The organism is Acinetobacter sp. 809848, from assembly GCF_000581275.1.
In the GTDB taxonomy this organism is placed as follows: domain Bacteria; phylum Pseudomonadota; class Gammaproteobacteria; order Pseudomonadales; family Moraxellaceae; genus Acinetobacter; species Acinetobacter pittii.
Genome location: NZ_JEXG01000019.1, coordinates 36138 through 50531, shown reverse-complemented (window position 1 = coordinate 50531; position 14394 = coordinate 36138). Strand labels below are relative to the sequence as shown.

The window sequence follows — 14394 nt, the reverse complement described above, 5'->3', positions numbered from 1 at the left end:
AGGACATCTTCATGAGTTTCACCCGCATTAATGGAGTATTGCATGCAGAGCAATGTTCTATGGAGCAGCTTGCGCAGCAATTTGGCACACCTTTGTATGTTTATTCAAAAGCAGCTTTTGAAAAACATTACTTAGATATGGACCGTGCTTTTGATTTTATTGATCATCAAATCTGTTTTGCGGTGAAATCTAACTCAAATATAGCTGTTCTTAATGTGTTGGCAAAACTTGGTGCTGGTTTTGATATCGTATCAGGTGGTGAACTTGCACGCGTTTTAAAAGCGGGTGGAGACGCATCTAAAGTTGTTTTTTCTGGTTTAGGTAAAACTGAAGCCGATATCGAAACATCGTTAAATGTAGGCATTGCTTGCTTTAACGTAGAGTCTTATGCAGAACTAGACCGTCTTCAAAAAGTTGCAGCTCGTCTAGGCAAAAAAGCGCCGATTTCTTTACGTGTAAATCCAGACGTAGATGCAAAAACTCATCCTTATATTTCAACAGGCTTAAAAGAAAATAAATTTGGTATTCCAAGTGATACCGTTTATGAAACTTATCAATATGCTGCATCTTTACCAAACCTTGAAATTATTGGAATTGACTGCCACATCGGTTCGCAATTAACCGAGACTAAACCATTCGTTGATGCTTTAGATCGTGTCATGTTGATGATCGAAGAACTAAAAAAACTTGGTATTACTCTTAAACACATTGATATCGGTGGCGGGTTAGGTGTTTGTTATAAAGATGAAACACCGCCAAGTGTTGAAGAATATGCCAACTCAATGAAACCTGCTTTAGAAAAGTTAGGTCTCAAGGTTTATATGGAACCAGGTCGTAGCATTAGTGCAAATGCAGGTGTGCTTCTAACAAAAGTTGATTTGCTCAAGCCAACGAGCCACCGTAACTTTGCCATTATTGATGCTGCAATGAATGATTTAATTCGCCCTGCTTTATATGAAGCTTGGATGGATATCCAACCTGTGGTGACAAGTTCAGATACTGAAGAAAAAACTTGGGATCTTGTTGGAGCAATCTGTGAAACAGGTGACTTCATTGGTAAAGATCGTTCATTGGCTTTAAAAGAAAATGACTTGTTGGCTGTTCTTGGCGCTGGTGCTTATGGTTTTGTAATGAGTTCAAATTACAACACACGTGGCCGTGCCGCAGAAGTGATGGTGTCAGGCGATAAAGCCTATTTGATTCGTGAGCGTGAAACGGTTGAATCCCTGTGGGAAAATGAACGCTTGTTGCCTGAGGAGTAAATGAAATGTTGTTAGAATTTACTAAAATGCATGGCCTAGGCAACGACTTTATGGTGGTTGATCTAATCAGCCAACGTGCCTATTTGGATACAGAAACAATTCAACGCTTAGCCGATCGTCATTTTGGCATCGGTTTTGATCAACTTTTAATTGTTGAACCACCAGATTTACCGGAAGCAGATTTTAAATATCGTATTTTTAATGCAGATGGTTCTGAAGTTGAACAATGTGGTAACGGAGTACGCTGTTTTGCTCGTTTTGTACATGAGCGCCATTTAACAACTAAAACAAGTATTACTGTCCAAACCAAAGCAGGTATTGTAAAACCTGAGTTGGGACAAAATGGTTGGGTTCGCGTCAATATGGGCTACCCAAAGTTCTTGCCGAATGAAATTCCATTCATTGCAGAACAACCAGAAGCTTTATATACACTTGAGTTAGCTAACGACCAGAACATTAATATTGATGTGGTCAATATGGGCAATCCTCACGCTGTCACTATTGTTCCAGATGTATTAACTGCTGATGTTGCTGGCATTGGTCCACAAGTTGAGTCACATAAACGTTTCCCTGAACGTGTTAATGCTGGCTTTATGCAAGTAATTGATGAAAAACATATTCGCTTACGTGTATTTGAGCGTGGCGTAGGTGAAACACTTGCATGCGGTACAGGGGCTTGTGCTGCTGCTGTAAGTGGTATGCGCCGTGGCTTACTTGCGAACTCAGTTGAAGTTGAGCTTGCTGGTGGTAAGTTACAAATCGAATGGCAAGAAGGCGATGTGGTCTGGATGACTGGTCCAACAACTCATGTTTATGATGGGCGTTTGGATTTACGTTATTTCCAAGGTTAATAGCATTACCTAAATAGAAGCCTCTTTTCATCAGCTAAAGTGATAAAAGAGGCTTTCTTTTATATGTATAATAATATTTGATTTAATTATCTTTTACTCAAAGCTAATTTCAAAGCAAACAACACAAAAATACTGCCAGTAATTCGGTCCATATATTTCACAAATTTAGGTTGCTTAAGATAACGTGACAGTGGTTGCATAGTCAAAATTAATAAAGTTGACCATAACATTCCAATCACCACATGAATCATTACCAGTCCCATCACCCAAGTAACTGCTGATGCTTGTGGTGGAATAAACTGTGGAAGAAATGAAATATAAAAAATACCAACTTTGGGATTAAGTAAATTACCCAAAAAGCCTTTAATAAACCAATTTTGTGAAGGAGAGGTATTTGAACTATTCTCTTGAATATCTGCAAGTTGGCTACGTGGTTTTAAAATCATATTTAAACCTAACCATGCTAGATAAGCTGCTCCCATCCATTTTAGAATATTAAAAGCGAGATCAGATGCCATGAGCAAAGCACCTAGACCACAGGCAACCACAATTCCCCATACAATACAGCCAAGGCTAATGCCGACAGCTGCTTGAAACGCTTTCGATTTACCTTCAAGTGTTGCTGTACGAATAATTAAAGTCGTATCTAAACCAGGGGTCAGTGTAAGTAAGGTAATCGCAATTAAATAAGGAATGAGTATGGTGGTCATGGCAGCAAGGTCCAATGAATACTTGGTTTAAATTGTAATATATAAATTAGATCAGCATTAGGTTGTGCGGTATCAAATTTTCATGATCACATAGTTTTTGATACACTCAAAAAAATGAGCAAATAAATGGAGAGCAATTTGGATTTTGCATTACAACTGCTCTCAATGTGGTTAAAAGAAAGAAAAATACAGAATCAATCTGAGCACACGATTACTGCTTATGAACGGGATGTTAAAAGCTTTCTTGAGTTCTGCGAGCACAAACAACTAGATTTGAGAAATATTGAAGCTTCAGATTTAAGAGAGTACTTAGCGCAGCGTGTCGAACAGGACCAGTTAAGTTCAAGTAGCATGCAACGTCATCTCACCTCAATTCGTCAATTTATGAAGTGGGCTGAACAAGGTAAATATCTAGAAATTAATCCTACCGACGATTTTAAGTTAAAACGCCAACCTAGACCTTTGCCCGGCATGATCGACATAGAAACGGTTAATCAAATTTTGGATCAACCTATGCCAGAAAAACCGGTTGATCAGCAATTGTGGTTAAGAGATAAAGCCATGCTTGAGTTACTTTACTCAAGTGGTTTACGTTTGGCTGAATTACAGGGTTTAACAGTTAAGGATGTAGATTTTAATCGCCAACTTGTTCGTATTACAGGTAAAGGAAATAAAACACGTATAGTACCATTTGGGAAAAAAGCAAAAGAAAGCCTATTGAACTGGTTGAAAGTTTATAAAATTTGGAAAGGACATTTTGATCAAAACGATTCTGTCTTTATTTCCTTACGAGGAGGGGCGCTCACTCCAAGGCAAATTGAAAAACGAGTGAAGCTTCAGGCACAAAGAGCAGGTGTAAATGTCGATTTACATCCACATTTACTCAGACATTGTTTTGCTAGCCATATGCTATCGAGTAGCGGTGACTTGCGTTCAGTACAAGAAATGCTAGGCCATAGTAATTTATCTACAACACAAATTTATACCCATATTGATTTCGATCATTTGGCTCAAGTGTATGATCAAGCCCATCCAAGGGCACATAAAAGCTAAAAGTTAAAAAATAGACTCAATCAAAGATAATTAAATTGAGATGTTTTAGGTGAATGTAGAGATCATTTGGATTTTTTTACAAATTTGTTTAAGAGAAATAAGGGAAACTACCCAATTGACAATTTTGATCTTTGAGTATTTTGTGGACGACTGGGTCTAAAAAACGTCGGATTTATGGTGTTTAAAAGTAATGTTATGTTTCTAGCTAATATGCTAAATAAGATAAAAAGATACTAAAAATCAATGTATAAAATAGAGTTTAAAAAGAATAAAATAGGCCCTCATAGCAGTCTAAAATTTTTTTATGAACTGATGATTTCATTTTTTTTGTGCTGTTCCAGAAAATTGTGACTTGACCGAAATGCCAAACACATTGCAAGATAGGGTACCTAAAAAATTTTAATTGAAGAGTTAATATACTTTTCTCAACATTTACTTTTGCTAGAACAGCCGAGGATTACATGAAGGCTCTTGTTGCTGTAAAACGCGTGGTTGATGCCAACGTTAAAGTTCGTGTTAAGCCGGACAATAGTGGGGTTGACCTTACCAACGTAAAAATGTCAATTAACCCATTTTGTGAAATCGCAGTGGAAGAAGCGGTTCGCTTAAAAGAAAAAGGAACAGTATCAGAAATCGTTGTTGTTTCTGTTGGTCCTAAAGAAGCTCAAGAACAAATCCGTTCTGCAATGGCTCTAGGCGCAGACCGTGGTATTTTGGTTGAAACTACTGATGAAATTGGCGCTTTAGAAGTTGCTAAAATTTTAAAAGGTGTTGTTGAAGCTGAAAAACCAGAACTTATCCTTCTTGGTAAACAAGCAATTGATGATGACTCTAACCAAGTAGGTCAAATGCTTGGTGCATTATTAGGTGCTGGTCAAGGTACATTCGCTTCTGAAGTGAAAGTTGATGGCGGTAAAGTACAAGTGACTCGTGAAGTTGACGGTGGTTTACAAACTGTTGAACTTACACTTCCTGCAATCATCACGACTGACTTGCGTTTGAACGAGCCACGTTATGCAGCATTGCCTAACATCATGAAAGCTCGTAAGAAGCCACTTGATACAAAATCTCCTGCGGATTATGGCGTTACAGCTGGTACTAAGCTTAAAACTGTTAAAGTTGAAGCTCCAGCAGAACGTAAAGCTGGCGTACAAGTGAAATCTGTAGATGAGCTTGTTGAAAAATTGAAAAATGAAGCGAAAGTGATCTAATACGGAAGGATAAAATCATGAGTATTTTAGTTATCGCTGACCACAACAACCAAGTACTTAACGGTGCTACTTTAAACGTTGTTGCTGCAGCACAAAAAATCGGTGGTGATATTACTGTATTAGTTGCTGGTTCTGGTGCTCAAGCAGTTGCTGATGCTGCTGCTAAAGTTGCTGGTGTAAGCAAAGTTTTACTTGCTGACAACGCTGCTTATGCAAACCAATTAGCTGAAAACGTAGCTGGCTTAGTTGCTGACTTGGCTAAAGGTTACAAATACGTTTTAGCTGCTTCTACAACAACTGGTAAGAACATTCTTCCACGTGTTGCTGCTCTTCTTGATGTAAGCATGATCACAGATATTATTTCTGTTGAATCTGCGAACACATTCAAGCGTCCTATCTACGCTGGTAACGCGATTGCAACTGTTCAATCTGACGAAGCAATCATTGTGGGTACTGTTCGTGGTACAGCATTTGATCCAGTAGCTGCTGAAGGTGGTTCTGCTGCGGTTGAAGCAGTAAGTGAAGCGAAAGATGCAGGTATTTCTCATTTTGTATCTGAAGAAATCGTTAAGCTTGATCGTCCAGAATTAACTGCGGCTCGCATCGTAGTTTCTGGTGGTCGTGGTGTAGGTTCTGGTGAGAACTACCATAAAGTACTTGATCCATTAGCTGACAAGCTCGGTGCAGCACAAGGTGCTTCACGTGCAGCAGTTGATGCGGGCTTTGTACCTAACGATTTCCAAGTTGGTCAAACTGGTAAAATCGTTGCACCTGAGCTTTATGTTGCTGTAGGTATTTCTGGTGCGATCCAGCATTTAGCTGGTATGAAAGATTCTAAAGTTATTGTTGCAATCAACAAAGACGAAGAAGCGCCAATCAACAGTGTTGCTGACTACTGGTTAGTTGGTGATTTGAACACTGTAGTACCAGAATTGGTATCTAAACTTTAATCTTTACTGATTAAAGCTAAAAAACCCTTAGTTTTTACTAGGGGTTTTTTTATTATGGATAGTGTCCTGAAATGTATAACTGAGACTTTTATCTCATTTGAGGTTTGATTTTTATAGAATAAAAATCACATAGTTTTACGAAGATGAAAAGATGCCTGTTATGGCGATATGATAAGAATAATATGCAATTAAATTATACAAATATCACCAGATTGGCGGTGTAGATTCCGCACATTACACAGTGCTTTTATGCTATAGTATACAGCTATATTTTTTTCGATTTTAGTTCAGTTTCCGGAACTAAATTTTTTGCAAGATCAAGACATATAAGCGGATGGAAATTTCTATCTGTAAGAAGGAGTATGCATGAGCGTATCGGAAATCCGACCGATTGCCATTGAGGACGAACTCAAGCATTCATATTTAGATTACGCGATGAGTGTAATCGTATCTCGTGCATTGCCGGATGTGAGAGACGGTCTTAAACCTGTTCACCGTCGTGTGCTTTATGCCATGCACGAATTGGGCAATGACTATAACAAAGCCTACAAGAAATCTGCGCGTGTTGTTGGGGACGTAATCGGTAAATATCACCCTCATGGTGACTCAGCTGTTTATGAAACCATTGTACGTATGGCTCAGGACTTTAGCTTACGTTATTTATTGGTAGATGGTCAGGGTAACTTCGGTTCGATTGATGGTGATAGCGCAGCTGCAATGCGTTATACCGAAGTCCGTATGACTAAGCTTGCACACGAGCTTCTTGCAGATCTAGAAAAAGACACGGTTGATTGGGAAGATAACTACGACGGTTCTGAGCGTATTCCTGAAGTACTTCCGACACGTGTTCCTAACTTGTTAATTAATGGTGCTGCTGGTATTGCCGTAGGTATGGCAACCAACATGGCACCGCATAACATGACAGAAGTTGTGAATGCGTGCTTAGCCTATGCTGACAATCCGAACATCTCGATTGAAGGATTGATGGAATACATTACGGGTCCTGATTTCCCTACAGGCGGTATTATTTACGGTAAATCAGGTATTGTTGATGCCTACCGTACAGGTAAAGGCCGCTTACACATTCGTGGTAAGTACCATTTCGAAGAAGATGAAAAGACAGGCCGTACAACCATCGTCTTTACTGAAATTCCATATCAAGTAAACAAAGCAAGAGTTATTGAACGTATTGCCGAGTTGGTTAAAGAGAAAAAACTTGAAGGTATTTCAGAACTTCGTGATGAGTCTGACAAAGAAGGTATGCGTATTGCAATTGATTTAAAGCGTGGTGAAAACGCTGAAGTCATTGTAAATAACTTATTCTTAAATACCCAGCTCGAAAACTCATTCAGCATCAATATGGTTTGTCTTGATAACGGACAACCAAAATTGATGAATCTGAAAGATATTATTGCGGCATTTATCCGTCACCGCCAAGAAGTTGTGACACGCCGTACCATGTTCGAACTGCGTAAAGCACGTGAACGTGGTCATATCTTAGAAGGCTTAACAGTTGCTTTAGCCAATATCGATGAAATTATCGAGACGATTAAAACTTCTGCTAACCCTGCTGAAGCGCGTGAGCGTTTACTTGCAGGTGAGTGGGCAGGTGGTGGTGTCGTTTCATTACTTGAAAAAGCTGGCGCAATTTCTGTTCGTCCAGATGAAATCGAAGGTGAAGATCCAAATCGTCCATTTGGTCTAACCGATTCAATTTACCGTTTATCACCAACACAAGTAGGCGCAATTTTAGAATTACGTTTACATCGTTTAACTGGTCTTGAGCAAGACAAATTACATGCAGAATATACTGAGATCTTAGGTCAAATCGCTGAACTTACTGCGATTTTGAATGATTTCAATTTATTGATGGCTGTAATTCGCGAAGAGTTAGCACTGGTACTACAACAGTATGGTGATGGACGTCGCACTGAAATTATTGAATCACGTATTGATTTTAGCCGTGAAGATTTAATTCCTGAAGAACAAGTTGTATTAACGGTTTCACAAACAGGTTACGCAAAAACTCAACCACTTTCAGATTATCAGGCTCAGCGCCGTGGTGGACGTGGTAAGTCTGCAACTTCAATGAAAGATGATGACTTTATTCAACATCTGATTGTAGCTTCAAACCATGCGACTGTGCTTTGCTTTACCAACGTAGGTAAAGTATATCGCCTTCGTGTGTTTGAAGTGCCTCAAGCATCACGTGGTGCCAAAGGCCGTCCGATCGTGAACTTGTTACCTTTAGATGCGAATGAAACAGTAACAGCTATCTTGCCGTTGACTGAGTTCCCAGAAAACCATTACGTATTTATGGCAACAGCGTCAGGTACGGTTAAACGTGTTGATTTAGAGCAATTCGCTAATATCCGTTCAAATGGTTTACGTGCAATTGAGCTCAATGAAGAAGATACCTTAATTGGTGTTGCGATTACTGATGGTAATCAGCAAATCATGTTGTTCTCGAACGAAGGTAAGGCAATTCGTTTTGCTGAGACTGACGTACGTGCAATGGGTCGTACTGCGAAAGGTGTTCGTGGTATGCGCGTGAGCTTTGCAAGCAGTACTTTAAGTGAAGAAGATGCAGAAGTTGAAAATGATGAATCAGATGACAATGACGATTCAGCAGATTCAAATTTAGTAAGTCGTATCGTATCACTTGTGGTTGTACCTGAAACAGGTGAAGTACTATGTGCAAGTGCCAACGGTTACGGTAAGCGTACTCCTGTAAATGACTTCCCGACTAAGAAACGTGGCGGTAAGGGTGTAATTGCGATTAAGACAAGCGAACGTAACGGTGAGCTTGTTGGTGCAGTGTCTATTGATGAAACCAAAGAATTGTTACTTATTTCTGATGGCGGTACATTAGTTCGTACCCGTGCAGCAGAAGTTGCGATGACTGGTCGTAATGCACAAGGTGTACGCCTAATTCGCTTAAGCGAAGAAGAAACTCTAGTAGGTGTTGTGTCTATTGAAGCTGTCGAAGATGAAGAAGAGTTTCTCGAAGGCGAAGTAGATACTACTGAAACTGATAGCGAAGAAGTTGTATCAAATAATGAAGATGCTTCTGAAGAGTAAGTAAAACTTAAATAAAAAAGGAAGCATAAGCTTCCTTTTTTATTTTATGAAGAAGATTTTTTAACAAGCCGATAATAAGATAAACTCACCAATATTAATCCAAGGGTCCCAAGAAAAATCAGCTTTGGTACAACCGTGGCTAATGAAACACCCATCTGGTTAAGTTGCACAAACATTTGTACCCCATGTGTGGAAGGTAAACACCACGCAAGCCATTGTAACCATTCAGGCATGGCTTGATGAGGCCAAGCAGCTCCGGTTAATAAGAATAAAGGTACTGAGCTAAACACAATAATATGTCCGGCACGTTCCGGCATATCTAAAAGTGAACCGATCAGCATGCCTAATCCAATCACACAACTAATAAAAATTGGAACGGCAATGAGTAGACCTATAAAATTTCCACCGTGTGGATAGTCATTGAACCACAAGGTAAAACCAAAAAGATAAAAACACCCTAAACAACCAATCGTAAATATACTTGCGAAAACTCCAGCGAGGCGAACAGCAGTAATCTTTTCACGTTGCTCACGATAGCTAGCTATTAACATTGCCAAACCTAGCACAATCGTTTGATGAATAATCAAAGATGCAACAGCCGGAAAAATATAACTTCCATATCCTGAAAGTGGATTAAATAACGGCACTTGATGAATAGAAAGTGCGGGTTGGAAATGAGTGCGCTCTCCAAATTTTTCGACATATTCTTTTAAGGTCGCTTCGATGGATGTAGCTAAGCCTAAACCAATTTCTTTAGTTTTTAAAAAGTTGGTTGTACTTAAATATAAGCCAATTCCGCCTGTTTCTCCACGGCGTAAGCTTTGCGTTAGGTTACTTGGTAAAAGTAAAATACCATCGGCTTTTTGTTCACGAACCATTTGTTCTGCTTGTAAGAAATTGCTTGTAACAGTAACAATATGAACATGGGGACTATTTGCACTTTGACCGATTAATTGAGAAGTTAAGAGGCTTTGTTCTTCATCAACAATGACAATAGGAATAGATTCTGCACGCTCAGCTTTATAGGCGGTAGGATAAAAAAAGCTATAAAGAATGACCGATAAAATCAGAGTTGTGAAAACTGAGCTATTACTTACAATGTCTTTAAATGTTTGCCCATAAGCCTTAAAGAATTCTTTCATTGCGTTGCCCCTCGAACTAATTTTTTAAGAAGCAGACAACTTAAAAGGAAGTAAATCAGGCAATAACCGATAAGTATTAAAAAAGGAATTATTGAAATGAAAATTGGACTGCCGATCACCCATTGTTCGGTTTGAAGCTTAGCATAAGGTGTATACGGAATAATGAGTGACCAAAACTTGGTGAAAATAGGCGCATTATTTAAAGGTAGCGTAACGCCTGCGAAACTTAAAGAAGACCCACCATATACCGCGATAAAGCCAAAAGTTTTACTTAAATTTTTGGTTGCAAGAATGACGGTGCTACTAATTAAAGCGTAGGCAAAATAGAGTAAAAACTGTGCACATAACAATAAACTAAGAGAACCTGCTACGAACCAGCCACGGATTTCGACTAGCCAAAACATCCATAACCATGTCCATGCACAAAATATAAGGCTATAAAGCAGATTTTTAGCCAGTAAGCCTTGAATAAAACTTTCTCGGTTTACCCATGCTGTTAATGTGCCACGTTTAAGTTCTTGTCCAATAGCAAAGGCAACACAGCAACACAGCAATAAGTGCAATACAGCAGGAACCATGAAAGGTTCTAAATAAAACTCATAGCTCATACTTGGATTATAAAGCGTTGAGATTTTTACATGAGCGGTAGGAACATCTAAATAGGGAATACTATTTGCAAGATAACTTTGACCAGCATAGTCTGCTAAAGCATTGAGGGTACTGACTAGCATTGCTGAAGAAATGGTATTTCCGACACTAAAAAAAGACTGGTTAAATGCAATGCTGATTTGAGCATCTTGTGCTTTAACGAAGCGTTTTTCAGCACCGTCTGGAATAAAAACGTAACCCCATATTTTGGTTTCATTGAGTAATTGTTCAGCTTCAGTTGAGCTTGCCGTAATCGTTTTAATATCTACCGTATGATTTAACGAAAGATATTTTTCAATATTACGGCTGAGTTCACTTTGGTCCTGATCAATAATCGCAATTGGTAAATGTTCAGCTTTACCTGCATAAAACATGCTGCTAAACAAAAAAATGATAAAAGCAGGGATAAGTGTCACCATACACAAATCCCATTTATTGCTTTTTAGATAGTTTAGTTCCCGTAATATACTGGCAAACATGCTTTATTTTTCTTCTTTAATTTTAAATAGAACACTCATACCAACCTTTAAATCTTTGACAGGACTTTCAGGCACCAGATGTAATTTGAAGCTACGAATATCATAGCCTCCAGTTTGGCGAGTCGTTTTAATGGTGGCAAATTCACCTTCAGCGTCAATATTCTTAATTTTAAAATTCACATTCTGATTAAGAGCAGGTATGAATCCTTCAAGGGTTTTACTTTTATAAACAGAAGCGTATTGGTTTTCACCCACGTTTAAACTTACCCATAAATCATCATCTTCTAAAATGCTAACAACAGGCACGCCCATAGCGACTAATTCGGAAGGTTTACCATAAGTTTTTGAAACCGTACCTGAAATAGGTGAGAGTAAGCGTGTCTCTGCTTCCAGTGCTTTTGCTTCGCTTACCGCTGCTTTTGCAATTTCAACTTGTGCATCTGCTGTAGATTTTTGCTGGCTAGTACTTCCACGTTTTGCACGAGCATATTGTTGATAAGAGGCTTCACTTAATTCTTGAGCAGAGGTCTGTGCTGCGAGCATTTCATCTCGTCTTTGACGCGAAATTACCCCTTGTCTATATAAATTTTCACCACGTTGGTAAGTTGTTTTTGCAAGATTCGCTTGCGCTTTGGTGCTTTGCCAGTTGGCATAGAGAGTATCGATATTTTCTTGTTGCGAACCGCGGTCTACCGTAGATTGAAATGCTAAAGCCGATTGTAAGGTAGCCAAGGCTTGTTGCTTTTTAGCTTCTATTTCAGGGCTAACCAAACGAACAAGTGGCTGGCCTTTGGAAATTTTCTGGCCTTCTTGTACATAAATTTCTTCAATACGACTTGGAACCTTTGTACTTACGTGAATAGTCTCGGCTTCAACACGGCCTTGTAGTTCAATAGGTTTCGGTTGATAGCTTTTCCACAAACCAAAAATAATTAAACCTAATAGGGCAATAATGACTACACTAATAATCAGTTTAATTTTGGAATTTTTAGGGGGGTTTTGACCATCTTTATTTGTGTTTGATTCTTGATGGTCACTAACTTGATCATCTTTTTTAATTTGGTTGGTTTCTGCCGTATCCGCAACAGGAGAATCTTGTTCTGAATGAGCTGAGTCTTGATTCATTTTATACTCCTATTAACGAATATAGTCGGTATGTGGTTGATTGACATAAGCTTTAAATTGGTCAATTGAGCCGTGACTTTGTAGTAAAGTCGCGAGTGACATGACATATTTATAAGCATTTAAAGCCATTTCAGTTTTTAAGGCACTTAATGCATTTTGCGCATCAATCACTTGGGTTGCTGTACCCATTCCTTCACGAAAAGAAAGTTCTTGAATACGTAGGTTTTCTTGAGCAGCATTTACGTTTCTTTGTAAAAGCTGATGACTTTGTTGAGCAGAGTTAATCTCGTTATATGATTTATTCAAAAGTGCTTCAATCTCTTGTTTAGTTCGTTCAGTCATGAGTTCAGAAGCGTAGCGCTTTAATTCGGCAGCATGAATATTCTTATTTTTATCTACCCCAGAAAATAGGTTGTATTTTGCCATTACACCGACAATCCAGTTTTCATTTTCATCAAGCGCATATTCACCAAATGCAAATAGACTTGGTTTTTTTGCGGCTTGTTGAGCTTGAATATTGACATTAGCCAGTTGAGTATCCATCTGCATTTTTTGTACAAGGCTAGATTTTTGCGAATAACTGGTTAAAAGTGATTCTAGAGGCTGGCTTGGAGTGTTATTTACAAATAACGGTGTACTTAAATCGACATTATTTTGTTGATGTAAAAGATTATTAAGGCTAAAGCGGCTGGCGTTTAAGTTGGCTTGAGTATTTTGTAAAGTACGTTCTGCATTATTACGCGCGACTTCAAACTGCATGCGTTGCCCTTTACTAATAAATCCTTGTTGTTCCAGCTTTAGGGCATTGCTGTAATGTTTTTGCATCGCATTAAAGTTAAATAAGCTACTTGCGACCAGCTGCTGCTGTAATTGCACATTAAAGTAACTTTGTACTACTTCAAATCGCTGTATATCTTGCTGTTGTTGGCTTGAAAGCTCAGAGCGCTGTGCTTGTATATTAGCTATTTTTTTAGCGCTGCTGGTTAAGCCGCCTGTATAGAGTGGCATTACGACTGAAATCGAAGGGCGTACCACCTGATCTTCGATAGTCAGATTCGCATAATCAGGAAAGCGATTTATACCATCATGTATGGTTTGGTTTGCGCCTTCTTGAACTTGTCCCAGCACATCTGATGGAATGACATTGTTCCACTGTGAAAGTTTATCGTTGAGTCCTTGGCTTAAATCATTTTCAAGTTTTTGTTTAAAAGCCCCAAGAGGTACATCTGTTTCACTATGAAAAGCGTAGGCTCTGACATTCAAATCAACTCTAGGTAATCCGAGGCCCTTTACTGCTTCAGCTTCTAATTGAGATGCTTGCTGTAATGCTTGGTTGGCTTGAGTACTGTATGAACTTTTTAAAGCTTGTTGTTCTGCTTCGGCATAACTTAAGCTTCCAGCGTATAAATGATTAGTGAAAAAAAAGCCTAAAGCCAAAGCAAGATGTTTTGGTTTAAATGAAAAGGGAAAAATAGACTGTCTATATCGATGTGTTGGCATTTTAAATAACAATTTTTGGCATCCCTTATAGTTTAAATTTCTTGTTATTAAATTCAATTATCATCTTGTTTATTATACATTTGTATAAAAACATGGTGGTTTTTAGCTCCTTTAATTATTGAATTTACTAAGCCAATATTTTTGTAATAGCTATCAAGGTATGTGAAATGATAATCACAAGTCAAGTTGATCTTTTTGCTTAAAAATTTTTTTAAATGAGGAAGCTGATTATTAAAACTAAAGAAATAACGACAACAATAATTGAAAAAATAAACCTAAATACAGTCCAGCATTGAAATATTTACTTGAGAAGCTGCTGCAAGCTTAAGCAATCTGTGGTTAAATGCCATTTTTATTGTGTTTGACTTTATACAAGGGAAAA

11 protein-coding genes are annotated in these 14394 nt (G+C 38.4%); 6 read left to right on the top strand and 5 right to left on the bottom strand.

Annotation, left to right across the window (positions count from 1 at the left end):
• The first annotated feature begins 11 nt into the window (after positions 1-11).
• Together lysA and dapF are read left to right on the top strand one after the other, a co-directional pair.
• Positions 12-1262, top strand: a complete 1251-nt coding sequence (gene lysA / locus J536_RS15645; RefSeq protein WP_017480537.1) for a diaminopimelate decarboxylase — start codon at positions 12-14, stop codon at positions 1260-1262.
• Between the two features lie 5 nt (positions 1263-1267).
• Entirely contained in the window at positions 1268-2113 is an 846-nt protein-coding gene (gene dapF, locus J536_RS15640) for a diaminopimelate epimerase (RefSeq protein ID WP_017399221.1), read from the top strand.
• A gap of 86 nt (positions 2114-2199) precedes the next feature.
• Here dapF and J536_RS15635 read toward each other — a convergent pair whose 3' ends face one another.
• Positions 2200-2823 carry a LysE family translocator gene (locus J536_RS15635; protein ID WP_005067713.1) on the bottom strand — a complete coding sequence of 208 codons (624 nt, stop codon included), beginning with the start codon at positions 2821-2823 and terminating at the stop codon, positions 2200-2202.
• A gap of 165 nt (positions 2824-2988) precedes the next feature.
• Between J536_RS15635 and xerA the strand changes: the two genes are divergently transcribed.
• The 4 genes from xerA (at position 2989) to gyrA (ending at position 9118) form a co-directional block, all read left to right on the top strand.
• Positions 2989-3876, top strand: a complete 888-nt coding sequence (gene xerA / locus J536_RS15630; protein ID WP_080631163.1) for a site-specific tyrosine recombinase/integron integrase — start codon at positions 2989-2991, stop codon at positions 3874-3876.
• A 461-nt stretch (positions 3877-4337) separates the two neighbouring features.
• Positions 4338-5087, top strand: a complete 750-nt coding sequence (locus tag J536_RS15625) for an electron transfer flavoprotein subunit beta/FixA family protein (RefSeq protein ID WP_002118903.1) — start codon at positions 4338-4340, stop codon at positions 5085-5087.
• Between the two features lie 17 nt (positions 5088-5104).
• On the top strand, positions 5105-6037 hold the full coding sequence (locus tag J536_RS15620; RefSeq protein WP_032063285.1) for an electron transfer flavoprotein subunit alpha/FixB family protein: 933 nt from the start codon (positions 5105-5107) through the stop codon (positions 6035-6037).
• A 366-nt stretch (positions 6038-6403) separates the two neighbouring features.
• Positions 6404-9118, top strand: a complete 2715-nt coding sequence (gene gyrA / locus J536_RS15615; RefSeq protein ID WP_032063284.1) for a DNA gyrase subunit A — start codon at positions 6404-6406, stop codon at positions 9116-9118.
• Between the two features lie 44 nt (positions 9119-9162).
• Here the strand turns inward: gyrA and J536_RS15610 are convergent, their stop codons facing one another.
• Genes J536_RS15610 through J536_RS15595 form a run of 4 tightly spaced genes read right to left on the bottom strand, consistent with a single transcriptional unit; the run spans position 9163 to position 14012 of the window.
• Positions 9163-10260: an ABC transporter permease gene (locus tag J536_RS15610; RefSeq protein WP_032063283.1), complete on the bottom strand. Its 1098-nt coding sequence runs from the start codon at positions 10258-10260 to the stop codon at positions 9163-9165.
• Complete coding sequence (locus J536_RS15605; protein WP_212750231.1) at positions 10257-11387, bottom strand: ABC transporter permease; 1131 nt, start codon at positions 11385-11387, stop codon at positions 10257-10259. Before J536_RS15605 ends, J536_RS15610 begins: the two co-directional genes overlap by 4 nt.
• A gap of 3 nt (positions 11388-11390) precedes the next feature.
• Entirely contained in the window at positions 11391-12512 is a 1122-nt protein-coding gene (locus tag J536_RS15600; RefSeq protein WP_032063280.1) for an HlyD family secretion protein, read from the bottom strand.
• 12 nt (positions 12513-12524) lie between these two features.
• The gene (locus J536_RS15595; RefSeq protein ID WP_032063279.1) at positions 12525-14012 is read right to left on the bottom strand and encodes a TolC family protein; all 1488 of its coding nucleotides are present in this window, start codon (positions 14010-14012) and stop codon (positions 12525-12527) included.
• Positions 14013-14394: the final 382 nt, after the last annotated feature.